The organism is Streptomyces aculeolatus (assembly GCF_020400605.1).
Classification (GTDB): domain Bacteria; phylum Actinomycetota; class Actinomycetes; order Streptomycetales; family Streptomycetaceae; genus Streptomyces; species Streptomyces aculeolatus.
In genome coordinates this window covers 50,964-75,627 of record NZ_JAINRD010000014.1, presented here as the reverse complement: position 1 = coordinate 75,627, position 24,664 = coordinate 50,964, and the positions used below count along the sequence as shown (strand labels likewise).

General features: G+C 74.4%; 20 protein-coding genes and 1 riboswitch. Of the genes, 6 read left to right on the top strand and 14 right to left on the bottom strand.

Annotation, left to right across the window (positions count from 1 at the left end; genetic code table 11):
• Window positions 1-6: 6 nt before the first annotated feature.
• From cobI to LG396_RS22625, 6 genes are all read right to left on the bottom strand, one after another.
• Window positions 7-735 (bottom strand): precorrin-2 C(20)-methyltransferase, encoded by a 729-nt coding sequence (gene cobI / locus LG396_RS22650; RefSeq protein ID WP_037747281.1) that lies wholly within the window; start codon window positions 733-735, stop codon window positions 7-9.
• Window positions 732-2,222, bottom strand: a complete 1,491-nt coding sequence (locus LG396_RS22645; protein WP_225796154.1) for a cobyrinic acid a,c-diamide synthase CobB — start codon at window positions 2,220-2,222, stop codon at window positions 732-734. The genes cobI and LG396_RS22645 overlap by 4 nt, the downstream gene beginning before the upstream one ends.
• 7 nt (window positions 2,223-2,229) lie before the next feature.
• Window positions 2,230-2,847, bottom strand: a complete 618-nt coding sequence (cobO, locus tag LG396_RS22640; RefSeq protein WP_037747278.1) for a cob(I)yrinic acid a,c-diamide adenosyltransferase — start codon at window positions 2,845-2,847, stop codon at window positions 2,230-2,232.
• Window positions 2,847-5,033, bottom strand: a complete 2,187-nt coding sequence (locus LG396_RS22635; protein ID WP_225796153.1) for a putative cobaltochelatase — start codon at window positions 5,031-5,033, stop codon at window positions 2,847-2,849. The genes cobO and LG396_RS22635 overlap by 1 nt, the downstream gene beginning before the upstream one ends.
• Window positions 5,034-5,148: 115 nt before the next feature.
• Window positions 5,149-8,835, bottom strand: coding sequence for a cobaltochelatase subunit CobN (gene cobN, locus LG396_RS22630; protein ID WP_225796152.1), 3,687 nt, complete (start codon window positions 8,833-8,835; stop codon window positions 5,149-5,151).
• The gene (locus LG396_RS22625) at window positions 8,832-9,938 is read right to left on the bottom strand and encodes a cobalamin biosynthesis protein (protein WP_225796151.1); all 1,107 of its coding nucleotides are present in this window, start codon (window positions 9,936-9,938) and stop codon (window positions 8,832-8,834) included. Before LG396_RS22625 ends, cobN begins: the two co-directional genes overlap by 4 nt.
• A gap of 410 nt (window positions 9,939-10,348) precedes the next feature.
• Window positions 10,349-10,511: riboswitch (cobalamin riboswitch) on the bottom strand.
• Window positions 10,512-10,577: 66 nt separating this feature from the next.
• Here LG396_RS22625 and LG396_RS22620 point away from each other — a divergent pair.
• Window positions 10,578-11,261 (top strand): histidine phosphatase family protein, encoded by a 684-nt coding sequence (locus LG396_RS22620; protein WP_225796217.1) that lies wholly within the window; start codon window positions 10,578-10,580, stop codon window positions 11,259-11,261.
• A gap of 55 nt (window positions 11,262-11,316) precedes the next feature.
• Window positions 11,317-12,018: a DsbA family oxidoreductase gene (locus LG396_RS22615; protein WP_037747262.1), complete on the top strand. Its 702-nt coding sequence runs from the start codon at window positions 11,317-11,319 to the stop codon at window positions 12,016-12,018.
• A gap of 99 nt (window positions 12,019-12,117) precedes the next feature.
• Here LG396_RS22615 and thpD read toward each other — a convergent pair whose 3' ends face one another.
• The 4 genes from thpD to ectA all read right to left on the bottom strand — a co-directional run bounded on the left by thpD (window position 12,118) and on the right by ectA (window position 15,427).
• Complete coding sequence (thpD, locus tag LG396_RS22610; protein WP_037747260.1) at window positions 12,118-13,011, bottom strand: ectoine hydroxylase; 894 nt, start codon at window positions 13,009-13,011, stop codon at window positions 12,118-12,120.
• A gap of 5 nt (window positions 13,012-13,016) precedes the next feature.
• A complete protein-coding gene (locus tag LG396_RS22605; RefSeq protein ID WP_018835755.1) occupies window positions 13,017-13,415 on the bottom strand; it encodes an ectoine synthase in 399 nt (132 codons plus the stop codon).
• A 133-nt stretch (window positions 13,416-13,548) separates the two neighbouring features.
• Window positions 13,549-14,817 carry a diaminobutyrate--2-oxoglutarate transaminase gene (ectB, locus tag LG396_RS22600; protein WP_018835756.1) on the bottom strand — a complete coding sequence of 423 codons (1,269 nt, stop codon included), beginning with the start codon at window positions 14,815-14,817 and terminating at the stop codon, window positions 13,549-13,551.
• Window positions 14,818-14,872: 55 nt separating this feature from the next.
• The gene (gene ectA / locus LG396_RS22595; RefSeq protein ID WP_026276176.1) at window positions 14,873-15,427 is read right to left on the bottom strand and encodes a diaminobutyrate acetyltransferase; all 555 of its coding nucleotides are present in this window, start codon (window positions 15,425-15,427) and stop codon (window positions 14,873-14,875) included.
• Window positions 15,428-15,836: 409 nt separating this feature from the next.
• Here ectA and LG396_RS22590 point away from each other — a divergent pair, with 409 nt between their 5' ends.
• On the top strand, window positions 15,837-16,928 hold the full coding sequence (locus LG396_RS22590; RefSeq protein WP_225796150.1) for an amidohydrolase family protein: 1,092 nt from the start codon (window positions 15,837-15,839) through the stop codon (window positions 16,926-16,928).
• A gap of 52 nt (window positions 16,929-16,980) precedes the next feature.
• Here the strand turns inward: LG396_RS22590 and LG396_RS22585 are convergent, their stop codons facing one another.
• Window positions 16,981-18,183, bottom strand: a complete 1,203-nt coding sequence (locus LG396_RS22585; RefSeq protein WP_225796149.1) for an IS110 family RNA-guided transposase — start codon at window positions 18,181-18,183, stop codon at window positions 16,981-16,983.
• Window positions 18,184-18,623: 440 nt separating this feature from the next.
• Here LG396_RS22585 and LG396_RS22580 point away from each other — a divergent pair, with 440 nt between their 5' ends.
• Window positions 18,624-19,595, top strand: coding sequence for an SCO1860 family LAETG-anchored protein (locus LG396_RS22580; protein ID WP_225796148.1), 972 nt, complete (start codon window positions 18,624-18,626; stop codon window positions 19,593-19,595).
• Between the two features lie 13 nt (window positions 19,596-19,608).
• On the opposite strand, the gene LG396_RS22575 is transcribed toward LG396_RS22580, so the two are convergent.
• Genes LG396_RS22575 through LG396_RS22565 form a run of 3 tightly spaced genes read right to left on the bottom strand, consistent with a single transcriptional unit; the run spans window position 19,609 to window position 22,630 of the window.
• Window positions 19,609-21,138 carry a cobyric acid synthase gene (locus LG396_RS22575; RefSeq protein WP_037747251.1) on the bottom strand — a complete coding sequence of 510 codons (1,530 nt, stop codon included), beginning with the start codon at window positions 21,136-21,138 and terminating at the stop codon, window positions 19,609-19,611.
• Complete coding sequence (locus LG396_RS22570) at window positions 21,135-21,377, bottom strand: hypothetical protein (protein ID WP_018835761.1); 243 nt, start codon at window positions 21,375-21,377, stop codon at window positions 21,135-21,137. The genes LG396_RS22575 and LG396_RS22570 overlap by 4 nt, the downstream gene beginning before the upstream one ends.
• A gap of 35 nt (window positions 21,378-21,412) precedes the next feature.
• Window positions 21,413-22,630 carry an inorganic phosphate transporter gene (locus LG396_RS22565; protein WP_225796147.1) on the bottom strand — a complete coding sequence of 406 codons (1,218 nt, stop codon included), beginning with the start codon at window positions 22,628-22,630 and terminating at the stop codon, window positions 21,413-21,415.
• 160 nt (window positions 22,631-22,790) lie between these two features.
• On the opposite strand from LG396_RS22565, the gene LG396_RS22560 reads away from it, so the two are divergent.
• Both LG396_RS22560 and LG396_RS22555 read left to right on the top strand, forming a co-directional pair.
• Entirely contained in the window at window positions 22,791-23,423 is a 633-nt protein-coding gene (locus LG396_RS22560; protein ID WP_018835763.1) for a class II aldolase/adducin family protein, read from the top strand.
• A gap of 70 nt (window positions 23,424-23,493) precedes the next feature.
• Window positions 23,494-24,633 (top strand): DUF8805 domain-containing protein, encoded by a 1,140-nt coding sequence (locus LG396_RS22555; protein WP_225796146.1) that lies wholly within the window; start codon window positions 23,494-23,496, stop codon window positions 24,631-24,633.
• Window positions 24,634-24,664: the final 31 nt, after the last annotated feature.

The following is a 24,664-nucleotide window of genomic DNA, read 5'->3' as shown; positions in this document are numbered from 1 at the left end:
CACCGCTCACAGCTTCTCGCCCCGCCCCGCCCGCCGCGCCGGCGCGATCAGCGTCGACAGGTACGGCAGCGGCTCCGCCCCCAGCTCCGCCGCCGGCCGCACCGACTCCTCCGCCAGCCCCAGCGACGACCCCCACACCGCCCCCTGCATCCGCCCCGTCTCCGCGAGCACCCCCGCGACCTCGCCCGCCAGCCGGCCGAACTTGTACGCCACCACCGTCCCCGGCCCCCGCAGCGCCTCCTCGAGCACCGCCGTGCCCGCCGTCACCGGCACCAGCGTCAGCGGCTCCGTGCCCTCGGCGAGCACCGTGCCGGCGCGCGCCGCCAGGTCCTGCATCGCGGTGATGCCCGGCACGCTCTCGACCCGTACGCCGGGGAGCAGGGCCGTGACGGTCCCGGCGAGGTAGGTGAAGGTCGAGTAGACGTTGGGGTCGCCGAGGGTGGCGAACGCCACCGAGCGGTGCTCGCGCAGCAGTTCCGCGACCCGGGCGCCCGCCGCGTCCCACGCCGCTTCGCGGCGTGCGGCGTCGCTGCGCTCGTTGAGCGCGAAGACGACGCGTACGACCTTCGCCTCGTCGACGTAGTGCAGGACCGTCGCCTCCGCGCGCCCCGTGCCGCCGCCCTCCATCACCGGCACGACGACCACCGCCGCCGCCCGCAGCGCACCCGCGCCCTTGACCGTGACCAGCTCCGGGTCGCCGGGACCGACCCCGACGCCGACGAGTCGCATGCTCATGCCGTCTCACACCCTTCGACGAGCCGGCGCGCCATGGCTGGGGCGGCGGCCCAGTGCACGTGCAGGTACGAGGCGTGGACACCGCCCCGTACGAATCCTTCGACGCGCCGCACCGGCTGCGTCATCCCCCATGCGGGCGTCTCGCCGGCGGGCGGGTCGAGCGCGGTGCGGTGGAACTCGTGGCCGCGTACCCGGGTGCCGGCGGCGGCCAGGGCACTGTCGGCGACGGCGACGGCGTCGCGGTAGCCGAGGGTGAGCCGGTCGGTCATCCGGGCCCGGGCGTCCAGCACCCCGCACATGGGCGCGCCGTCGAGGTCGCGGGCGAGGTAGACGAGGCCGGCGCACTCGGCCGCCACCGGCGCACCGGCGGCGGCGAGCCGGGCGACGTCGCGGCGCAGCGGCTCGTTGGCGGCCAGCTCGGCGCCGTACACCTCGGGGAAGCCGCCGCCGACGACGAGTGCGCGGGTGCGGGGCGGCAGCTCCTCGTCGCGGAGGGGGTCGAAGGGGACGACGTCGGCCCCGGCGGCGGCGAGGAGTTCGGCGTGCTCGGCGTACGAGAACGTGAACGCGGCGCCGGAGGCCATCGCGACGACGGGCCGCGGCCCGGCGGCGCGGGGGGTCTTCCCCGGTCCCGCCGCATCCCGGAACCGGGGGCCGGCGCCCGGCCCCGTCCCGGTTTCGCGGTCGTCCCCCGTGCCGTGCCCACCCGGCAGCCCAGCGCCCGCCGTTGCCGCCACCGCGTCGACCGCCGACCACGGCACCGCCGCCAGCGGCGGTGCCGTGCGGGCCAGGCGCAGCAGCTCCGGTACGTCGCACGACTCCCGTACGCGCTCCGCCAGCGCCCGTACCGCCGCCACCGCCGCCGGGCGGCGCTCCGCCGCCGGCACCAGGCCCAGGTGCCGCGACGGCGCCGCCAGTTCCGCGGCGCGGCGCAGCGCGCCCAGTACCGGGACGCCCGCCTCGTCCAGGGCCTCGCGCAGCAGGGACTCGTGGCGGTCGGAGGCGACCTTGTTCAGGACGACGCCCCCGATCCGCACCTCCGGGTCCCACGACGCGAACCCGTGCACCAGCGCCGCCACCGACCGCGACTGCCCCGAGGCGTCGACCACCAGCACCACCGGCGCCCGCAGCAGCTTCGCCAGCTCCGCCGTCGAGCCCGACTCGCCTGCGCCCGAGGCGCCGTCGTACAGGCCCATCACGCCCTCCACGACCGCCACGTCCGCGCCCGCCGCGCCGTGCGCGAACAGCGGGGCGACGAGGCCCGGGCCGCACATGTGCGCGTCCAGGTTCCGGCCCGGGCGCCCGCCGCCGGGGGAGCCGGCGACCGCGAGGGCGTGGTAGCCCGGGTCGATGTAGTCGGGGCCCGCCTTGTGCGGCGAGACGGTCAGGCCGGCGGCGGCGAACGCCGCCATCAGGCCCGTCGCGACCGTCGTCTTGCCGCTGCCGGAGGCCGGCGCGGCGACGACGAGCCGGGGGATGTCGATCACGGATTGCTCACCATTCGATGCCCCGCTGGCCCTTCTGGCCCGCGTCCATGGGGTGTTTGACCTTGCCCATCTCCGTGACGAGATCGGCGAACCCGACCAGCTGCGCCGGTGCGTTGCGGCCGGTGACGACGACGTGCTGGCTGCCCGGCCGGTCGCGCAGCACCGAGACCACCTCGGCGGTGTCCACCCAGCCCCAGTGCATCGGGTACGCGAACTCGTCGAGCACGTACAGCCGGTACGTCTGCGCCGCCAGGTCCCGTTTGACCTGCTCCCAGCCCTCCCGGGCCCGCGCCTCGTTGTCCGGCTCCCCGGCGGCGCCGTCCCGTGCGGGCCGCTGGATCCACGACCAGCCCTCGCCCATCTTGTGCCACGCCACCGTGCCGCCCTCGCCGCTCGCGCCGAGGACCCGCAGCGCCCGCTCCTCGCCGACCCGCCACTTGGCGGACTTCACGAACTGGAACACCCCGATCGGCCACCCCTGGTTCCAGGCCCGCAGCGCCAGCCCGAAGGCGGCCGTGGACTTCCCCTTGCCCGGGCCCGTGTGCACCACGACCAGCGGGCGGTTGCGGCGCTGCCGCGTCGTCAGGCCGTCGTCCGGCACGGCGGCCGGCTGTCCCTTCGGCATCAGGCGGCCCTCCTCGGCTTCCCCGGCCCGCGCCCGGCGGCGGGACCTTCGCGTACGGCACGTGCGCGCCGGTCCGCGCGGACCTCCCGGACCAGCCCGCCGACCGCCTCCGCCCGCAGCTCGCCCAGCGACACCGCCGTGCCGCGCAGCTCGCGGGCCAACTCGCCGGCGAGCCCGAGCCGCACCGGCCCCGACTCGCAGTCGACGACTACCGAAGCGACCCCCTCCGCCGCCAGCAGGCGCGCCGCCCGTCCCGCCCGGGCGACCGGCTCCGGGCCGCCCGTCGCCCGGCCGTCCGTGACGACCACCAGTAGCGGGCGGCGCGCCGGGTCCCGCAGCCGCTCGACGCGCAGCGTCTCGCGGGCCCGCAGCAGCCCGGCCGCCAGCGGGGTGCGCCCGCCGGTGGGCAGCCGCTCCAGCCGGGCCGCCGCGGCGTCCACCGACGAGGTCGGCGGCAGCGCCAACTCGGCGTCCCCGCCGCGGAACGTGACCAGGCCGACCTTGTCGCGGCGCTGGTAGGCGTCGAGCAGCAGCGACAGCACCGCGCCCTTCACGGCGCCCATGCGCTGCCGCGCGCCCATCGAGCCGGAGGCGTCGACGGCGAAGAGCACGAGGTTCGACTCGCGGCCTTCGCGGACGGCCTCGCGCAGGTCGTCGCGGCGGACGAGGAGACCGGGGCCGCGGCGGCCGCGCGTGTGCTGGTGCGGGGCGGCGGCCCGGACGGTGGCGGCGAGGTGCAGGGCGCCGAGGGTGCCGCGGGGGCGGCGGGCGCCGGCGGTGCGGCCGTGGGCGGTACGGGCGCGGGAGCGGCGGCCGGCGGCGCCCTCCCCGACGCCGGGTACGTCGAGGCGGCGGGTGCGGAACGGCTCGGCGGGGGCGGCGGGTTGCGCGTCGGGGCCGGGTTCCGCGGGCCCGGGCGGGCGGGGCCCGGCGCCGGGATCCTCCGCCGGGGCGCGGGTGGCGGCGGGGGCGTCACCGGGGGGCTGCGCGGGGTCGGCCGTACGGGAGGGGTCCTGCGGCGCGGGGTCGCGCGGGGCGGCGTCGCCGGAGGGCTGCGGGGCGGCGTCGCCGGGGTGCTGCGGCGGCGGTGCGTCCTGGCCGTCCGCGTCGCCGGGGTGCGCCCCGCCGCCCCCGCCGTCGCCGTCCGGCGGTCCCTCGTCCGTGCCGCCGTGCTCCCGCAGCGTCTCTTCCAGCTTCTCCTCGTCCAGACCCGGCGCGTCGAACGGGTTGCGCCGCCGCCGGTGCGGCAGCGCCAACAGAGCGGCCTGCCGTACGTCCTCCGCCGCCACCTCCGTCCGCCCCGACCAGGCCGCCAGCGCCGTCGCCGCACGGGCCATGACGATGTCCGCGCGCATCCCGTCCACCTCGAACGCCGCGCACGTCGCCGTGATCTGCCGCAGCGCCGCGTCGCCCAGCACCACCGCCGGGAGCAGTTCCCGGGCAGCCGCGATCCGGGTCCGCAGCGCCTCCTCCTCCGCCGCCCAGCGCGCGGCGAAGCCGGCCGCGTCCGCGTCGTACGCGAGCCGCCGCCGCACCACCTCCGCCCGCTCCGCCGGCTCGCGGGACGCGGCGACCTCCACCGTCAGCCCGAACCGGTCGAGCAGCTGCGGGCGCAGCTCGCCCTCCTCCGGGTTCATGGTGCCCACCAGCAGGAACCGCGCCGCGTGCCGTACGGAGACCCCCTCGCGCTCCACGTGGTTGGCGCCCATCGCCGCCGCGTCGAGCAGCAGGTCGACGAGGTGGTCGTGGAGCAGGTTGACCTCGTCCACGTACAGCACGCCGCGGTGCGCCTGCGCCAGCAGCCCCGGCTCGAACGTCTTCCTGCCCTCGGCCAGCGCCCGTTCGATGTCCAGCGCCCCCGCGAGCCGGTCCTCCGACGCACCGACGGGAAGCTCCACCATCCGCGCCGCGCGCGCACCGTCCGCGCGGGCCGCGTCGTGCGGCCCGTCCGGGCAGCCTGCGTCGGGCGCCGCAGGGTCGCACGAGAAGCGGCAGCCGGGCACGACGGCGAGGTCGGGGAGCAGCGCGGCGAGGGCTCGTACGGCGGTCGATTTCGCCGTCCCCTTCTCACCCCGTACGAGGACCCCGCCGACCGCCGGGGACACCGCGTTGAGCAGCAGCGCGAGCCGGAGTTCTGCCATGCCGACGACGGCTGTGAACGGGTAGTGCGGCGCACCGGTGTTCATGCGCGGGCCCCTCCAACGGGTGATATGGCGGTCAACTGCTGTGATATTGGGTGGAAACATGCCAGCGTGTACGTGCCGGACGTGGAGCGGACTTGCACGGTCCGCGTCCTGTGGGTCATTCCTCCCCCTCCAGATCGCCCTCGAGTTCGAGGTAGATCTCCCGGAGCCGGGCCAGGGTCCGCTGGTCCGGCTCCGCCCACAGCCCCCGCTCGGCCGCTTCCAGCAGCCGTTCGCCGATCCCGCGCAGCGCCCACGGGTTGGCGCGCCGCATGAACTCCTGGTTCCCGGCGTCGAAGACGTACTCGGCGGCGAGCTTCTCGTACATCCAGTCGTCCACCACGCCCGCGGTCGCGTCGTAGCCGAAGAGGTAGTCGACGGTGGCGGCCATCTCGAACGCGCCCTTGTAGCCGTGCCGCCGCATCGCCGCCGTCCAGCGCGGGTTCACCACCCGGGCGCGGAACACGCGGTGCGTCTCCTCCCCGAGCGTGCGGGTCCTCACCTGCTCGGGCACGGCGCTGTCGCCGATGTACGCCTCCGGCGAACCGCCCGTCAGATGGCGGACCATCGCCACCATGCCGCCGTGGTACTGGAAGTAGTCGTCGGCGTCGGCGATGTCGTGCTCGCGCGTGTCGACGTTCTTCGCCGCCACCTGGATCCGCCGGAACGCCGCCTCCATGTCGCCGCGCGCCGCCCGCCCGTCGAGCCCCCGGCCGTAGGCGTAGCCGCCCCAGACCGCGTACACCTCCGCGAGGTCCGCGTCCGAGCGCCAGTTGCGGGCGTCGATCAGCGGCAGCAGGCCCGCGCCGTACGCGCCGGGCTTGGAGCCGAAGATACGGGCCGTGGCGCGGCGGCGGTCGCCGTGGACGGCGGTGTCCTCGTCCGCGTGCGCCCGTACGAAGTTGGCCTCCGGCGGCTCGGCCAGCTCCGCGACCGCGCGCACCGCGTCGTCCAGCAGGCCGACGACGTGCGGGAAGGCGTCGCGGAAGAAGCCCGAGATGCGTACCGTCACGTCGATGCGCGGCCGGCCCAGCTCCGCGTGCGGCACCACCTCGAAGCCCGTCACCCGCCGCGAGGCGTCGTCCCACACCGGGCGGCAGCCCAGCAGCGCCAGGATCTCCGCGATGTCGTCGCCCTGGGTGCGCATGCAGGACGTGCCCCAGACCGTCAGCCCCACGGACCTCGGGTATTCGCCGTGGTCGGCGAGGTGGCGGGCGAGGAGGGAGTCGGCGAGGGCGCTGCCGACGTCCCAGGAGAGCCGGGAGGGGATGGCCTTGGGGTCGACGGAGTAGAAGTTGCGGCCCGTCGGCAGCACGTTGACGAGGCCGCGGGTGGGGGAGCCGGACGGTCCCGCGGGCACGTAGCCGCCGTCGAGCGCGTGCAGGACGTTGCCGATCTCGTCGCCGGTACGGCGCAGCCGCGGTACGAGTTCGGCGGCGGCGAACTCCAGCACCCGCACGGCGTCGGGGCACTCGGCCCCGAGCACCTCCGCCACGGCGGGGGCGGCGGCGCCGGCGGCCCAGTCCTTCGCCTCCATGAACTCCGCGAGGCCGCGGGCCTGGGACTCCAGCACGTCGACGGCGTCGGAAGCGGTACGGAGGGCCGGCGGCCGCCGCTCCGCGGCACCGTTTGCGGCGCCCCACTCCGCCAGCTCCGCCGGCGGGGCGATCCGGGCCCCCGGCTCGGCCAGCAGCTCCGCCTCGACCAGCCCCACCCGCGCCGCGAGCGCCGCCCGCAGCCCCGGCAGTGCCCCGCCGGCGCCGCCCCACACCTGCGCGGAACGCAGCACGGCCAGCGCCAGGTTCACCCGCGCCGCGCCGACCGGGCCCGCGCCGAGCACGTGCAGCCCGTCCCGTATCTGCACGTCCTTGATCTCGCACAGCCAGCCGTCGACGTGCAGCACGAACTCGTCGAAGTCCGCGTCCTCGGGCTGCTCCGCCACGTGCAGGTCGTGGTGGAGCTCCGCGGCCCGCACCAGCGTCCAGATCCGGCTGCGCACGGCGGGCGCCTTGGCCGGGTCGAGGTCGGAGACGAGCGCGTACTCGTCGAGCAGCTGCTCCAGCTTCGCCAGGTCCCCGTAGGAGTCGGCGCGGGCCATCGGCGGCACGAGGTGGTCGACCACCGTCGCGTGCCCGCGGCGCTTGGCCTGGGTGCCCTCGCCCGGGTCGTTGACGATGAACGGGTACACCAGCGGCAGATCCCCCAGCACCGCGTCCGGCGCACAACCCGCCGAAAGACCCAGCCCCTTGCCCGGCAGCCACTCCATCGTGCCGTGCTTGCCCATGTGCACGACCGCGTCGGCGCCGAACGTGCGGTCCAGCCAGCGGTACGCGGCCAGGTAGTGGTGCGACGGCGGCATGTCCGGGTCGTGGTAGATGGCGATGGGGTTCTCCCCGAAGCCGCGCGGCGGCTGGATCATCACCACCGCGTTGCCGAAGCGCAGCGAGGCCAGCACGATCGCGGGTCCGCCGTCGCCGTCGTCCACGTACAGCTCGCCGGGCGGCTCGCCCCAGTGCGCGACCACCGAGGCCCGCAGATCCGGGTCCAGCGCGGCGAACCACTGCTCGTAGTCGCTCAGCGGCACCCGGGCGGGCGCCGCCGCCAACTGCTCCTCCGTCAGCCACTCCACGTCGTGCCCGCCGGCGGCGATGAGCCGGTGGATCAGCTCGTCGCCGTCGTCGGGGTACCCCTCGACGGCGTAACCTGCGGCCCGTAGCGCGTCCAGCAGCCGGACCGCGGAGGCGGGCGTGTCCAGGCCGACGGCGTTGCCGACACGGGAGTGCTTGGTGGGGTACGCGGTGAAGACGAGCCCGATCCGCTTCTCACCGTTCGGCGTGTGCCGCAGCCGCGCGTGCCGCACGGCGATCCCCGCGACGCGCCCGGCGCGCTCCTCGTCCGCCGCGTACACCGGAACGCCGTCGGGACCGTCCTCCTTGAACGAGAACGGCACCGTCACCAGCCGCCCGTCGAACTCCGGGATCGCCACCTGCATCGCCGCGTCCATCGGCGACAGCGCGGCATCCGACGCCAGCCAGGCGTCCCGCCCCGACGTCAGGCACAGCCCCTGCAGCACCGGCACGTCCAGCTCCGCGAGCGCCCCCACGTCCCACGCCTCGTCGTCCCCGCCCGCGGAGGCGTCGCCCGGCCGCGTTCCGCCCGCGGCCAGCACGGTCGCCACCAGGACGTCGGCGCGGGCGAGCAGCTCGAACAGCCCGCCGTCGGCGCCGCGCAGCGAACCGCAGTACACCGGCAGGGCGTTGGCGCCGTGCGCCTCGACGGCGGCGCACAGGGTGTCGACGAAGGCGGTGTTCCCGGAGAGTTCGTGGGCGCGGTAGAAGAGCACGCCGACGGTGGGGCGGTCGTCCTTCCGCACGTACGAACCGTGCACCCCGTACGCGGGCATCCGCCGCGGCGGGGCGAAGCCCTCGCCGGTCAGCAGCACCGTGTCGGACAGGAACCGCGCCAGCTCCGCGAGGTTCTCGGGCCCGCCCTCGACGAGATAGCGCAACGCCTCGGCGACGACCCCCGCGGGCACCGACGACTCGGCCATCAACTCGGCGTCGGGCACGGACTCCCCGCCGAGCAGCACCGTGTGCGCCCCGGCGGCGCGCAGCACGTCGAGTCCGTCCTCCCAGGCGCGCCTGCCGCCGAGGAGCCGGACGACGACGAGGTCCGCGCCGTCGAGGAGCCCGGGCAGGTCGTCCGGGCCGGTGCGGGAGGGGTTCGCGATCCGGAAGTCCGCGCCGGAGGCGCGGGCGGCGAGGAGGTCGGTGTCGGCGGTGGACAGGAGGAGGACGGTGGTCATGCGGCACTCGCTTCGATGGGCAGCAGGGCGGCGAGGGAGGTGGTGAGGAGGGCGAGGAAGCAGACCCGGGAGGAGAGCCGGACGGCGCGCTCGATGTCGCGTACGTCCGGAGGACGCCCGGCCGGATTGAGCACGGCCCGGTGCTCCGCCCGCCCCCCGTACGACAACTCCCCGCCGAGCCGCAGCCCGAGCGCACCGGCGAACGCGGCTTCCACGGGGCCGGCGTTGGGACTGGGATGCCGCGGCCCGTCCGCCCGCCAGACGCGGAGGGCGGCACGGGGATCGGGCCCGGCGACCGCGGCGAGCGCGGCGGTGAGGCGGGCGCCGGGAGAGCCCACGAGATCGTCGAGCCGCGCGGCGGCCCAGCCGAACCGCAGATAGCGGGCGGACCTGTGCCCGACCATGGCGTCGAGGGTGTTGACGGCCCGGAACCCGACCAGGCCGGGGGCGTCGCCGATCGCCCCCCAGAGGAGGGCGCCGACGACGGCGTCGGAGGTGTTCTCGGCGACGGACTCGACGACGGCGCGGGCGATGTCGGCTTCGGTGAGCCCGTGGGGGTCGCGCCCGCAGAGGCGGGGGAGGCGGCGGCGGGCGTCGTCGAGGTCGCGGGAGCGGAGGGCCCGGGCGATGCCGAGGGCTTCGCGATGGAGCGAGGCCCCACCGAGAACGGTCCAGGTGAGGAGAGCGGTGAGCCCGAGACGGGGCAGGTGGTACGCACCCGCGCCGGGACGCCCGAGTCGGGTGTGTCCCCCGGCCCCGTCCCCCTCGGGGCTCCGCCCCGAACCCCCGTCCGGGGCCGGGCCCGTGCGCTCCTCAGGAGTCCGCCCCGGCGCCGCCGCGCGGGTCGCCACCGTGGTCAGGGCGGCCGCCGCCACCGTCGTGCCGACGCAGAGCGCCGTGTGCAACGCGCCCGCCGGGCGGGTGTCGCGCCAGAGGCGGGCCTCCAACGCCCTTGCGGCGCGGCCGAACGCCGCGACCGGGTGGCCGCGGCGCGGGTCGCCGAAGACCCGGTCCGCGGCGTAGCCCAGGGCGGCGCCCAGGGCGTACGCCGGCGAGCGGGGACGGAGCCGCGGGGCGGGGCGTGACGTGGTTTCGGGTGTCATGGTGCCGTTCGGTGAGGGTGCGGGCAGGCGCGGAGCGGGGGTGCGGGGGCGGAGCCCCCGGAGGGGCGCTGGGCGGAGCCCCGGCGGGGTCTCGGGGGCGCAGCCCCCGAGTCTCGGGAAGGGGCGGGTCAGGGGAACAGCGCCCCCGCCGCAACGGCCCGCACGCCGCCGGACAGTCCGGCGTTACGCGTCGGATCCCGCGGACACCGCAGGCACAGCGCACTCCTCGGCGCCGGCGAAGCACGGCAGAACGGGCATCAGGATCCCGCCGACCACCGCCCGCGGGGCGATGGTCTGCAGCGGAACGGGGGTGAGGTGCGGTCCGGCCGGCCTGTCGGCGGCGGGCGCCGTGGGTGACACGGCTGACTGGGCCATGGCGAAAACCTCCCGGGGATCACGCGTCCCATGCGGTGGAGCAGCTCACGACGGTGCGGGTCTGACTCACCGAACTCCGCCCCGCGCGGGGCGTCGTCCGGCTCACAGTGGCGCGGCCGTGCCGGAATCTCACCGGGCTTCCGTTGCGCCGTCGTATTCGGTTGACGAGATGACGATACCGTCGCCTGCGGACCGGCGGCCATACGGCGTCCGCCGGAAGGGACATGGAAGGGGCAGGTGAGACCGCTGGGGACGGTCCGGGTGATGCTCGTCACGCCGGCGATCAACGCCGAGCTGCGGCACGCCGCGTTCGGTGCGGACGAGCCGCTGGACGCGGCGGGTCGAGGTGCGGCGGAGCGCGCAGGCGCGCACGCGGCGGCCTCGCTGCGTACGCACACGCCGGCGTACGCCGCGCCGTCGGTCCGCTGCCGGCAGACCGCCGACGCGCTGGGGCTCGCGGCGGAGCCGGAGGCGGAGCTGGCGGACTGGGACGTCGGCATCTGGCGCGGGCGGGAGCTGGAGGAGCTGGCGGCGGCGGAGGGCGAGGCGGTACGGGCCTGGCTGACCGACCCGGCGGCGGCGCCGCACGGCGGGGAGTCGCTGCTCCAGCTGCGGGGCCGGGTGGGCGTGTGGCTCGACGGCCTCGCCGGGCCGCCGGGCGCGTACGACACCGGAGGGGCCGCCGGGCCCGGGACCGGCGGTCCAAGCAGCGCAGGCAGCCCCAGCGGCCCCGACGGCTTCCGCGGCCCGGCCGGCCCCCGCCGCCGCGTCGTCGCCGTCGCCGAGCCGGCCGCCGTCCGGGCCGCGGTCGTGCACGCCCTCGACCTGCCCTCCGCCGCCTTCTGGCGGCTGGACGTACCGCCCCTGACCGGCACCGAGCTGACCGGCCGCGCCGGCCGCTGGAACCTCCGCTGCGGCATCCCGCTCGCCCCCGACCCCGGCCCCTGAGCCCCGCCCCGCCCGGCGGGGAATACCGACCACCGCCCCGCCCGTTTGTTCGGTCATGCGAGTAGAGATCTGGTCCGATGTCATCTGCCCCTGGTGCTACATCGGCAAGGCCCGGTTCGAGAAGGGGCTCGCCGCCTTCGCCGGGCGGGACGAGGTCGAGGTGGTACACCGCTCGTACGAGCTGTCCGCCGGGGCGGCGCGGGACGCCGGCCTGCCCCTCGGCCCGGAGCTGAAGGCCAAGTACGGCTGGGACGACGCGCAGCTCGAGGCGATGGAGGAGCGCGTCGGCGCCGCCGCCGCGTCCGAAGGGCTCGGCATGCGCCACGACCGGTTCGTCACCGGCACCTTCGACCTGCACCGCCTGCTGCACCTCGCCAAGGAGCGCGGCGTGCAGGAGCGGCTCCTCGACGCGCTCTACACCGCGAACTTCGCCGAGGCCCGCCCGATCGGCGACGACGACACGATCGTCGACATCGCGACCGGCGCCGGTCTCGACGCCGACGAGGTGCGCAAGGTGCTCGCCGACGAGGACGCCTACGCCGACGCCGTACGCGCCGACGAGAAGGAAGCCGCCGAGCTGGGCGCCAACGGCGTGCCGTTCTTCGTCATCGACCGCCGCTTCGCCGTCTCCGGCGGGCAGCCGGCCGACGTCTTCACGCAGGCCCTGGAGCAGGCCGCCATGCGCAGGCTGCAGGACGTCGCGGGCACGGGCGGCCAGGGCCTCTGCGCGGACGACCACGCCTTCGACGCCCCGTAGCCGACCGCTCACACCATCGCCCGCACCGCCGCAGCCGCGGATACGGCCGCGCCCCCCGCCCGGTATTCCGGGAGGGGGGCGCGGCCGTCTGCCGTCATCTCACCGCACGGGCGTGAAGTCCCGCGCGCCGATGTAGTCCGGCCGCCGCACGGGCGCCGCGAACGGCTCCACCGCCGCGTTCTCCACGCTGTTGAACACGAGGAAAACGTTGCTGCGCGCGTACGGCGTGATGTTGTCGCCCGAGCCGTGCATGCAGTTGCAGTCGAACCAGGTCGCCCCGCCGGCCGAGCCGGTGAACAGCTTGATGCCGTGCGCTTCCGCCATCTCCGTCAGCGCCCCGTCCGACGGCGTGCCGGCGTCCTGCATCTGCAGCGACTTCTTGTAGTTGTCCTTCGGCGTGGCGCCCGCGCAGCCGAGGAAGGTCTTGTGCGACCCCGGCATGATCATGAGGCCGCCGTTGGTCTCGTAGTTCTCCGTCAGCGCGATCGAGACCGACACGGTCCGCATGTTCGGCAGGCCGTCCTCGGCGTGCCAGGTCTCGAAGTCCGAGTGCCAGTAGAAGCCGCTGGCACCGAACCCGGGCTTGACGTTGATCCGGCTCTGGTGGATGTACACGTCGGAGCCGAGGATCTGCCGCGCCCGGTCCAGGACGCGCTCGTCGCGCACCAGCTTGCCGAAGACGTCGCTGATCTTGTGGATCTCGAAGATGGAGCGCACGGTCTGCGTGCTGGGCTCGACGATCGAGCGCGCGTCGGCGCGGATCTGCGGGTCGGCGACGAGCCGGTCCAGCTCCGCCCTGTACGTCTCCACCTCCTCCGCGGTGATCAGCTGGTCGACCGTCAGGTAGCCGTTGCGCTCGTAGCCCTCCAGCTCCCAGGGCGGGATGGGCCCGTCGGCACCCGGTTCCGACCAGACCACCGGGTCCTGACGGGGCGTGCTCACTTCGTCGGCGCCGCGCGTCGGGTAGAGGTCGGTGACAGTCGGGCTGGCCATGGTTCTCAGTCCTCCTCAGTCAGCAGTGGGTACACGCCGTTCTCGTCGTGGTCTTCGCGGCCCGTGACCGGCGGGTTGAAGACGCAGATGCAGCGGAAGTCCTGCTTGATCCGCATCGTGTGCTTCTCGTGCCCGTCCAGCAGGTACATCGTCCCCGGCGTGATGACGTGCCTCTCGCCGGTCTCGTCGTTGGTGAGTTCGGCTTCGCCCTCGACGCAGACGACGGCCTCTATGTGGTTCGCGTACCACATGGAGGTCTCGGTGCCCGCGTAGAGCACGGTCTCGTGGAGGGAGAAGCCGACGCGCTCCTTCGCGAGCACGATGCGCTTGCTCTCCCAGGTGCCCGACGCGGACCTGATGTGCCGGTCGGTGCCCTCAAGCTCCTTGAAGGATCGGACGATCACGGTGCCTCTGTGCCTCTCTCTGGTGTTCGGCCCGGCGACGCTGCCGGTGGGTCTTTCGGCGTGTACGCGTCCGCCCGTACGGGCGGGGCGACGGGGGGCGCGGCGGCCCCGGCGGGGCCGCGCGCCCCGGCCGTCAGGCGGTCTCGCGGACCGCCCGGGCCAGCGTGCGCAGCCCCTCGTCCAGGTCGTCCGGCGTCGTCGTCAGCGCCGGCAGCAGCTTGACGACCTCGCTCTGCGGCCCGGAGGTCTCCAGGATGAGCCCCAGCTCGAAGGCGCGCCGGCAGACGCGCGTCGCGCGCGCCGGGTCGGGGAACTCCAGCCCCCACACCATGCCGCGGCCGCGGTACGTGGCATCCGTGTCGGCGTGCTCCGCGCAGATGGCGATCAGCGCCTGCTCGATCTGCTCGCCGCGGGCGAGGGTCTGCTTCTCCATCTGCCCGTCGGCCCAGTACGTGTCGAGCGCCGCGGTCGCGGTGACGAACGCCGGGTTGTGGCCGCGGAACGTGCCGTTGTGCTCGCCCGGCTCCCAGACGTCCAGCTCCGGCTTGAAGAGCGTGAGGGACATCGGCAGCCCGTAGCCGCTGATGGACTTGGAGAGCGTGACGATGTCCGGCGTGATGCCCGCGTCCTCGAAGGAGAAGAAGCCGCCGGTGCGGCCGCAGCCCATCTGGATGTCGTCCACGATGAGCAGCATGTCGCGGCGTTTGCACAGCTCGGCGAGGCCGCGGAGCCACTCGGCGCGGGCCACGTTGATGCCGCCCTCGCCCTGGATGGTCTCGACGATGACGGCGGCGGGCTTGTTGAGCCCGGAGCCCTGGTCCTCCAGCAGCCGCTCGAACCACAGGAAGTCCGGGACCTGGCCGTCGAGGTAGTTGTCGAACGGCATGGGGGTGCCGTGCACCAGCGGGATGCCGGCGCCGGCGCGCTTGAAGGCGTTGCCGGTGACGGCGAGCGAGCCGAGCGACATGCCGTGGAAGGCGTTGGTGAACGAGACGATCGCCTCGCGGCCCTTGACCTTGCGGGCCAGCTTCAGCGCGGCCTCGACGGCGTTGGTGCCCGTCGGCCCCGGGAACATGACCTTGTACGGCAGGTCGCGGGGGCGCAGGACGACGTTCTGGAAGGTCTCCAGGAACGCGCGCTTGGCGGTGGTGGCCATGTCCAGGCCGTGCACGATGCCGTCGCGCTCCAGGTAGTCGAGCAGCGCGCGCTTGAGCACGGCGTTGTTGTGGCCGTAGTTGAGTGATCCGGCGCCGGCGAAGAAGTCGAGGTAGGTGTGGCCGTCCTCGTCGTACAGATAGCTGCCCTGGGCCCGGTCGAAGACCGCGGGCCAGCCACGGCAGTAGCTGCGCACCTCCGACTCCAGGGTCTCGAAGACGCTCAGGGCGGGCGGTGTGATGGTCACAGCGTTCTCCTGGGAGATGATCCGGTGTGCGGGGGGTACGAATGGGGCGGTGCGCTCAGCCCGCGAGGGGGCCGATGCGGTACAGCAGCTCGGGCTCGTGTCCGTCCGGGAAGTGCTCCCCGCGGAACAGCACGTCCCGGTCGACGCCGGCGCCGTGGCGGCGCGCGTACGAGCGGAAGAGCTGGTCGGAGGCGGAGTTCTCCGGGGTGATGGTCGTTTCGAGGCGCCGTATGCCGCGGTCCTGCAGTGCGCGCTCGGTCAGTCCGTCGAGCAGCGCGCCGGCGAGTCCGCGGCCGCGGAACGCGGCGTCCACGGCGATCTGCCAGACGACGAGGGTCTCCGGCCGGGCGGGCCGGATATAGCCGGTGACGAAGCCGACCGGGGCGCCGTCCGAGTCCCGTGCCACGACGGTGGTGTCGGCGAAGTCGCGACACCACAGCAGGTAGCTGTACGAGGAGTTGAGGTCCAGCGACCCGGAGTCGCGTGCGATGCGCCAGATTGCGGCGCCGTCCTCGATTCGCGGGGTGTCCAGCCGGACACCCGCCTCGTCTGCAGCCGCGGAGCGGGGTTTATCGGGAGGGCCTGCTAGGTCTGCTTGTGCGGCAGTCATGCAGATTGAATTTACCTAGGGGAAATTGAAATCGCACGGCCGGCAGGGGTTACAAAAGGGACGTAGGTGTGTTATCCGCGAGCGCGTGCGAGCGCGCGAACCGAAGGGGATATGCCCGGTATCTTATGGAATTCCCGGGGGGACTTGGCACCCAAGCCGGAAATGTAACGGGTTGATAACGACTCCGGCCGGTGTCCGGATTGAGAAGGTTGACTGGCCGAAAATTTACGTGGTTTACCCGGCCGCGAAGCGGGCAGAAGATGACGGGAAAATCACTTCGCGGAGGCGACGATAAACTGCCGTTAAACATACGTCAATGCCTCACCCCCCGTGTTCGTTCCTTTGCGTGAAGGTGCCCGCGGTACTCCCGGGAGATCGCCGGGACCGGTCGCCCGCTAAGGTGCCCCGCATGAGCGAGAGCCCGGTGCTGCGCGTGAGGGGCCGGGTGCTGACCGGCCGCGAGGAAGCCCGCGACGAGCTGTGGGTGGTGGGCGGACGCGTCACCTTCACGCCACCGGCCGCCGCGCGTGAGGTCGTCGACGTCGAGGGCTGGGTGCTGCCGGGGCTCGTCGACGCCCACTGCCACGTCGGGCTCGACGCGCACGGCGCGGTGGACGACGCCACCAGCGAGAAGCAGGCCCGCACCGAGCGCGACGCCGGCGCCCTGCTGCTGCGCGACGCGGGCTCGGCCGCCGACACCCGCTGGATCGACGACCGCGAGGACCTGCCGCGGCTCGTCCGCGCCGGCCGCCACATCGCCCGTACCCGCCGCTACATCCGCAACTACGCCCACGAGATCGAACCGGACGACCTCGTCGCGTACGTCGCCCGCGAGGCGCGCAGAGGCGACGGCTGGGTCAAGCTCGTCGGCGACTGGATCGACCGCGACGCCGGCGACCTCACGCCCTGCTGGCCGCGCGAGGCCCTGGCCCCCGCCATCGCCGAGGCGCACCGCCTCGGCGCCCGCGTGACCGCGCACTGCTTCGCCGAGGACTCGCTGCGCGACCTGGTCGAGGCGGGCATCGACTGCATCGAGCACGCCACGGGGCTCACCGAGGAGACCCTGCCGCTCTTCGCCGAGCGCGGCGTCGCCATCGTGCCGACGCTGGTCAACATCGCCACGTTCCCCGACCTCGCCGCGGGCGGTGAGGCCAAGTTCCCGCGCTGGGCCGACCACATGCGCCGGCTGCACGGCCGCCGGTACGCCACCGTGCGCGCCGCCCACGACGCCGGGATCCCCGTCTACGCGGGCACCGACGCCGGCGGGTCGCTGGCGCACGGCCTCGTCGGGCAGGAGGTGGGCGAGCTGGTCGCCGCCGGGCTCCCCGTGGCCGACGCCGTCTCGGCGGCGGCGTGGGGCGCGCGGGAGTGGCTGGGGCGGCCCGGCCTGGAGGAGGGCGCGCCCGCTGATCTCGTGGTGTACGAGACGGATCCGCTGGCCGACGTGCGGGTGCTGACCGCCCCGCGGCGGATCGTGCTGCGGGGCCGGATCGTCGGCTGAGGGCACCGAAACGGGAGGGCGCACTCCGGGGGGGGTGCCTCTATGTCTTTCGTCAAGCGAGGCGTGGGGTTCTGGGTTCGTAGAAGGTGCCGTCGCGGAGCATCGCGAACAGGACGTTGATCCGTTGTCTGGCCAGGCGGAGAAGTGCCTGGGTATGGGTCTTCCCGCGGGCCCGGCATCGGTCGTAGTAGGTGCGGGAGGCGGGATCGTGCAGGGCGGCGAACGCGGACAGGAACATCGCCCGCTTGAGCTGCCGGTTGCCCTCTTTGGGTGCGTGTTCGCCGTGGATCGAGGTTCCGGACGATTTCGTGGTCGGGGCGAGGCCGGCGTAGGAGGCCAGGTGGGCGGCGGTGGGGAAGCTGGTGCCGTCGCCGACGGTGACCAGCAAGGTGGCGGCGGTCCTGACCGCGACCCCCGGAATCGAGGTCAGGACCGCGGAAAGAGGGTGAGCCTCCAGGAGCTGTCCGATCTGTGCTTCCAGGGCTCGTCGCTGTTCGTGGACGGCCGCGAGCGAGCGGGCCAGGGACGGGATCACGAGGTCGAGGGTGCCGGTGCCCGGGACCACGACGGTCTGCTCGTCGAGGGCGTCGAAGACCTCGTCGATCAGCCGCTGGGCCATGCGCGGGGCCTTGGGCCGGATGACCTCGGCCAGCCTGCGGCGTCCGGCTTTCCGCAGGCTGGCTGGGGATCCGTAGCGTTCCAGCATCCAGGTCACGGCGGGGTGGTCCAGGCGTGGGCCGAGGACGCGTTCCAGGCTGGGGTGGAACTGGGTGAGCAGGCCGCGTATCCGGTTGGAGGTGCGGGTGGCTTCGGCGGCGAGGTCCTGGTCGAAGCCGACCAGCACGGTCAGTTCGGCGGTGATCTCGTCGGTCGATTCCAGCGAGCGCAGGGTGTGCGGCATGGTCCGGGCGGCGTCCGCGATCACCGCGGCGTCCTTCGCGTCGGTCTTCGCCTCGCCTGGGTAGAGGTCGGCGATCCGCCGCATGGACAGGCCGGGCAGGTAGGCGACCTTGCAGCCGGCGGCCCGGGCGACGGTCAGGGGCAGGGCTCCGATGGAGGCGGGCTGGTCCACGACCATCAGCACGGTGCCGAACTTCGCGGCCAGCTTGTCGAAGACGGCCCGCAGTTTCGGTTCGCTGTTGGGCAGCTGCTTGTCGAATACCTTCTTGCCGGCCGGGGTCAGTCCGTGGCCGTGATGGGTGCTCTTGCCGACGTCCAGGCCGAGGAAGACGCCCACGTCGTCGATGTCGTCCAACCCATCCTCCCGAACGGGGTTCGTGCCGTGCTGGCCAGGGCGTTGGCGTCGTATGCGCGCATCCACGTTATGCAGACCTGCCGCCCGCAAGCAGCCGGGCATTGCGCCAGGCCAGGCGGTAGTCGGACCTCTCATCAGCGTCTCCAACGACGCCTCTCGGGCCCGGTGACACCACCCCCCAGGTCATCGTCTCGACAGGGGGGAACAGTCATGCCGGGCCCGGAGGCCAGCGGCCCTCTTGCAGGACCGCGAAGAAGATAACGGGGGGCCGGGGTCAACTTCCGTGAACTGATTCGCCCGATGGGGTGAACGAGCGCAGAGTGTCCATTGCGTCACCCTCAGTGCGTAAACATGGCGGGGCAGTTGACGATCCGACGCCCGTTCACCCGTGGGGGGTTTGTTCCTTGTCCCGTCTGTCCCGTCTGTCCTGCCTGTTCCGCATGCCCGCGACCGCCGTCACGGCGGCCGCGCTGGCCGCCGGCCCCGCCCTGCTCCTGGCCGCTCCCGTGCACGCCGACGACTCCGCCGCCCCGGCCCGTACGGGCTCGGCCGACGCGTCCGTGCTCCGCGCCGACCTCGACGTCTCCCTGCTCGACAAGACCGTGCAGGTGCCCGTGCTCTCGACGCTCAACGAGATCCGCCTGCCCGCCGCGGGGCGGGAGACCGGCGCCGCGGACAAGACCGCGCTCGACGTCCGGGTCGACGGCCTCGCCCCCGCCGAGGGCGCCGAACACCCCGACGGCGCGCAGGCGGTGAACATCGCGCGCGCCGAAGTCGCCACCGCGGAGGCCACCGTCGACGAGGACGGCACCGAGGCGTCGGCGAACCTCGCCCGCGCCGAGGTGCACGTCCCCGGGCTGCCCGCGCTCTCCCTCGTCGAGGTCGAGGAGGTGACGTCGAAGGCGGTGTGCGCGGTCGGGGAGAAGCCGGAGGCCGAGTCGCACACGCTCGGCGCCGTCACCGTGCTCGGCAAGCGCGTCACCGTCACGGTGGGTGGGGAGCCGACGGTGGTCGCGGTGCCCGGCGTGGGGGAGGTGTCGCTCGGCTTCTCGCAGACGACGACCACCCGGTCGACGGCGAGCGCCGCGGCGCTGCGGCTGACGGTGGCGGTGAACCCGCTGAAGCTGAACGTCGCCGAAGTGGCGGGCGAGGTCACGCTCGTCGAGGCCGCGTGCGAGACGCCCGCGGGCGGCGGTACGGATACGGCCGAGGAGCCCGGTGAGCGGCCGCAGGGGGACGCGGAGCCGGTCCAGGACGCGCGCCCCGCCGACGGCGCGGACCCTGCCCCGGAGCGGCAACTCGCCGAGACGGGCGGCAGTTCCGCCACCCCGTACCTGGTCGGCGGCGCAGCGCTGCTCGTCGGCCTCGGCGTGAGCGGCGTGGTGCTCGCCCGCCTCCGTACGCGGGGCTGAGCACGGTCCGCAGCTAAGAAGCCGGGGCCCCGGGCGGCAGGAACGGCAGGTCGCCCGGGGCGCCGGACTCGATCAGGCGCAGCAGCGCCTTGGTGTCCGCGTGCTCCTCTATCAGGTCCCCCAGCCGCTCCAACTGCTCCTCCCGCAGCCCCGCGAACGACGTGTCCGGCGCCGGCACGAACGCCCGGCCCGCGTCCGCCGCCACCCGCCGCAGGAACGCCCGCCGGAAGCCGTCGTTCTCCAGGGCCCCGTGCCAGTGCGTCCCCCACACCTGCCCCACCCGGCACCCGGCGAGGAACGGCTCACCGCCCCGTACCTCCGCCACCCCGTGGTGGATCTCGTACCCGTCCACCGGCTCGCCCAGCGCCGTCCCCGACGGCCGGGCCAGCGTCTTCTCCGCCGCGAACGCCACCCGTACCGGCAGCAGCCCCAGCCCCGCGACCGACCCCGCCGGCCGGGCCTCCACGCCCGCCGCGTCCTCGATCCGCTCCGCCAGCATCTGGAACCCGCCGCAGATGCCCAGCACCGGCCGCCCCTCCGCCGCCCGGCGGGCCACCGCCGCGTCCAGCCCCCGCTCCCGCAGCCACGCCAGCGCCCGTACCGTGCCCCGCGTCCCCGGCAGCACCACCAGGTCGGCGTCCGCCAACTCCTCCGGCCGGTCGGTGAACTGCACCGCCACGCCCGGCTCCGCGGCCAGCGCGTCCACGTCGGTGAAGTTCGACATCAGCGGCACCGGCACCACCGCGACCCGGAGCACCTCCGTCCCGTACGGCCGCGTGGCCGGCAGTTCGCGTATCAGGCCGCGCAGCGACAGCCGCAGCCCGTCCTCCTCGTCGATGCCGAGCCCGTGCCGGTACGGCAGCACCCCGAGGGTCTGCCGCCCCGTGAGCCCGCGCAGCATCGACAACCCGGGCTCCAGCAGGGAGACGTCGCCGCGGAACTTGTTGACCAGGTAGCCCGCGACCAGGCTCTGGTCGGCGGCGCTCAGCAGCGCGGTGGTGCCGAAGAACGACGCGAAGACCCCGCCCCTGTCGATGTCCCCGACGACCACGACGGGCAGCCGCGCCGCCCGCGCCAGGCCCATGTTGACGATGTCGCTGTGCCGCAGGTTGATCTCCGCCGGGCTGCCGGCGCCCTCGCAGATCACCACGTCGTACGAGCGCCGCAGCTCCTCCAGGCAGTCCGTGACGGTGTCGAACAGCGCCCGCTGCCGTTCCCCGTGGTAGCCCGCCGCGCTCAGCTCCGCCATCGGCCGGCCCAGCACCACGACCTGGCTGCGCGCCTCGCCGCCCGGCTTGAGCAGCACCGGGTTCATCAGCGCGCTGGGCTCGGTGCGGGCCGCCGCCGCCTGCATGGCCTGTGCCCGCCCGATCTCGGCGCCCTCGCGGGTCACGTACGAGTTGAGCGACATGTTCTGCGCCTTGAACGGCGCGACGGCGACGCCGCGCCGGGCCAGCCACCGGCAGATGCCGGCGGTGACGACGCTCTTGCCCGCGTCCGACGTCGTGCCGGCGACCAGCAGGCCGCCGGCACGCGCCGTCATTTGACGATCAGATAGATCCCGTACGCCACGGCTGCTGCACACAGCGTGAAGCATACGTACGCACCCGTCCTGGCCAGGGCGGAGGGTGCCGTCTCCGGCCCCGCGGAGCCGTCAGGACCGCCCGGTTCCGTCTTCGGCGACAGGCCGACGATGCCGACCGTGAAGAGGCCCACGAGAGCCACCGTCATGACGAGGCTGACGCCGAAGACCTCGCCGAGTGCTGCCCAGTCGATGTCCATGCTGCTTCCTCAGTGCTCGGTCGGGGAACGGCCGGTCAGACCGTGGCCTGCGGGGCGGGCCCTGTCGCGGTGCGCGGCGCCGGGATGCTCACCGGCTCCACGGCGCCGTCCGCGCCGCCCTCGGTCGCGACCGCCTGGCCGGTCACCGGGTCCACGTCGTTGACGTTGGAGTGGTCGACCCGGTCGCGGCGCGAGGCCGCCCAGATCGTGGCGCAGGCGGCGACGCCCAGGATGGCGACCGTGACCACGCCCCAGTCGCCCTGGTCGGCGAGGAACGCCGAGGCCCCCGCGATCAGCCCCGCCGCCGGCAGGGTGAGCCCCCACGCGGCGACCATCCGCCCGGCCGTGCTCCAGCGCACCACGCCGCCCTTCTTGCCCACGCCGGAGCCCATGATCGAGCCGGAGCAGACCTGGGTGGTGGACAGGGCGAAGCCCAGGTGCGACGAGGCGAGGATCACCGTGGCCGAGCTGGTCTGGGCGGAGAAGCCCTGCGGCGGCTGGATGTCGGTGAGGCCCTTGCCCATGGTGCGGATGATCCGCCAGCCGCCGAGGTACGTGCCCAGCGCGATGGCCAGCGCGGCGGAGACGATGACCCAGGTGGGCGGGTCGGAGCCGGGGGCCAGCGAGCCGCCGGTGATCAGCGCCAGGGTGATGACGCCCATCGTCTTCTGCGCGTCGTTGGTGCCGTGCGCGAGGGAGACCAGCGCGCCGGAGGTGATCTGGCCGGCCCGGTAGCCCTTGGCCGTCTGATCCGCGGAGCGGCGGGCGGCCAGCCGGTAGGTCAGCCGGGTCGCCGCCGCGGCGGCGATGCCCGCGACCAGCGGAGCGGCGATGGCGGGGATGAGGACCTTCATGACGATCGCGTCCATGTGCACCCCGTTCCAGCCGACGGAGACGAGGGTCGCGCCGATCAGTCCGCCGAAGAGGGCGTGCGAGGAGCTGGAGGGCAGCCCGGCGAGCCAGGTCAGCAGGTTCCAGACGATCGCACCGACCAGCCCCGCGAAGATCACTTCGGGCTGGATGCCGGACCCTTCGTCGATGATGCCGCCGGAGATGGTCTTGGCGACTTCCACGGAGAGGAAGGCGCCGACGAGGTTGAGGACTGCGCTCATCGCCACCGCGGTCTTGGGCTTGAGTGCCCCGGTGGAGATGGTGGTTGCCATGGCGTTGGCGGTGTCGTGGAACCCGTTCGTGAAGTCGAACACCAAGGCGGTGACTACGACGACTCCGATGATGAGAGTGAGGTGTTCCATGTACCCAAGCAATCCGCTCGAAGGTTGGGGGCCGTGAGGAACGTAAGTACTCCGAGTGAACACAAGGTGAACTGGGCCGGACGTGACGGTGACGAGGGCGAATGGGTGTCGCAATGTCTCCGGCGGGGCACTTCATGCGCAGGTCACAGGGAGGATACTGATGCGTCACGCGTGGCGTGAGCTGGTGGGGACGGCCCGGCGGATGTACTCCGAAGGGCTGGTCGTCGGAACCTCGGGCAACGTGTCCGTGCGGGTGGGAGACCATGTGCTCATCACTCCGACCGGCGTCCCCTACGAGGAGCTGGGGGACGACGACCTCGTCGCCGTCGACATGAACGGTGGACAGACGCACGGCACGCTCAGGCCGACGAGCGAACTGCCCATGCACCTGGCGGTCTACGGGAGCACCGACGCGCGTGCGGTGGTGCACACCCACGCCGTGCACGCGACCGCCGTCTCCACGCTCGTGCCGGAGCTGCCGACCGTCCACTACGCGACCGCGGCCCTCGGCGGCCCGGTGCGCGTCGCCCCGTACGCGCTCTACGGGACGGCGGAGCTGGCCGCGGGCATGCTGCGGGCGCTGGCCGGGCGGTCCGCGTGCCTGCTGCAGAACCACGGCACCGTCGCCCACGGCGCCGGCCTCGCGCAGGCGTACGACAGGACCGCGCAGCTGGAATGGATGTGCCGGGTGTGGCTGGCGGCGAGCTCGGTACCGGGGCTGAGCCCCTCGCTGCTGTCGCCGGACCAGCTCGGGGAGGTGGCGGAGAAGCTGAAGGGCTACGGCCAGGGGTGAGGGCGGCACCGGTGACCCGGGCGGGTCCGCGCACTGGCAGGGTCCTGCCCGTACGCGGACAATGGCCGGGATGCGTATCAAACCGGCCGCCGCGGCCCTGACCAGCATCCTCGCCACCGGACTCGGCGCCGGGGCCGCCGCCGTGGCCGCCGGCCGGTACGGCTCCCGGGCCGCCCTGCGGCCCGCGCCCCCCGGCCCCGTCGGCTTCGACGGCCCCCGGCTGCGGGTGATCGCCGCGGCCGGCGGGCAGGTCACCCTCGCGCCCGGCTCGCCGCCCGCCCTGCTGCCCGAGACGTACGGCCTGGCGGGCGACGGCGTGCACGCCGTCGTCGGCCCGCTGGTGCGCGCCGAGTCCTGGGAGGGCGGCCGGCTCGTGCGCACCCTGGAGCGCGTCACGTACGGCAGCCTCGACGCGGGCACCCGGGTGCGGCTGACGCCGAAGGTGTACGCGGGCACGCCCCGCTCGGCACTCGGCATCGCGTACGAGGACGTCACCGTCGAAGGACCGCTGGGCCCGCTGCCCGCGTGGTACGTGCCGGGCACCCGCGGCACCTGGGTCATCGCCGCCCACGGCCTCGGCGACACCCGCGAACAGGTCCTGACCGCCCTGCCGTTGCTGCACGACCTGGGGCTGCCCGTGCTCGCCGCCGCCCACCGCGGCGACCCCGGCGCCCCGCCGCCCCCGGGCGGCCGCGGCGCGCTCGGCCACGCCGAGTGGCCCGACCTCGACGCGGCGCTCCACTGGGCGGTGCGCCACGGCGCGCGGCGCGCGGTGCTGTACGGCTGGTCGACCGGCGCCACCATGGCGCTGCGCACCGCCGCGGAGTCCGCGGCGGCCTACGGCATCGCGGGGCTGGTGCTGGACTCGCCGGTGCTCGACTGGCGCGCCGCGGTACGGGCCCTGGCGGGCCGCTCCGGCGGCCGCGGGCGGCTCGCGCTGCCGGCGCCGCTGCGCGGCCTGGCGGTGCTGGCGACCGAGGACCACGGGGAGTTGGACACGGCGCTCGCCGTCCCGGAGGCGCCGACGCTGGTGCTCGCCGGCCAGGCCGACGACGTCGCCCCGCTCGCCGCGGCGCGGGCGTTCGCGGCCCGCGGCGGCGACCGGCTGCTGCTGCGCGAGGTCCCCGACGGCCGGCACGCGGCGCTGTGGAACGCCACCCCGGACGCGTACGGGGAAACCCTGCGCCGCTTCCTGACGCCGCTGCTCTGACCGGGGCCGGAGCCCGGACCCGGGGTCGCCC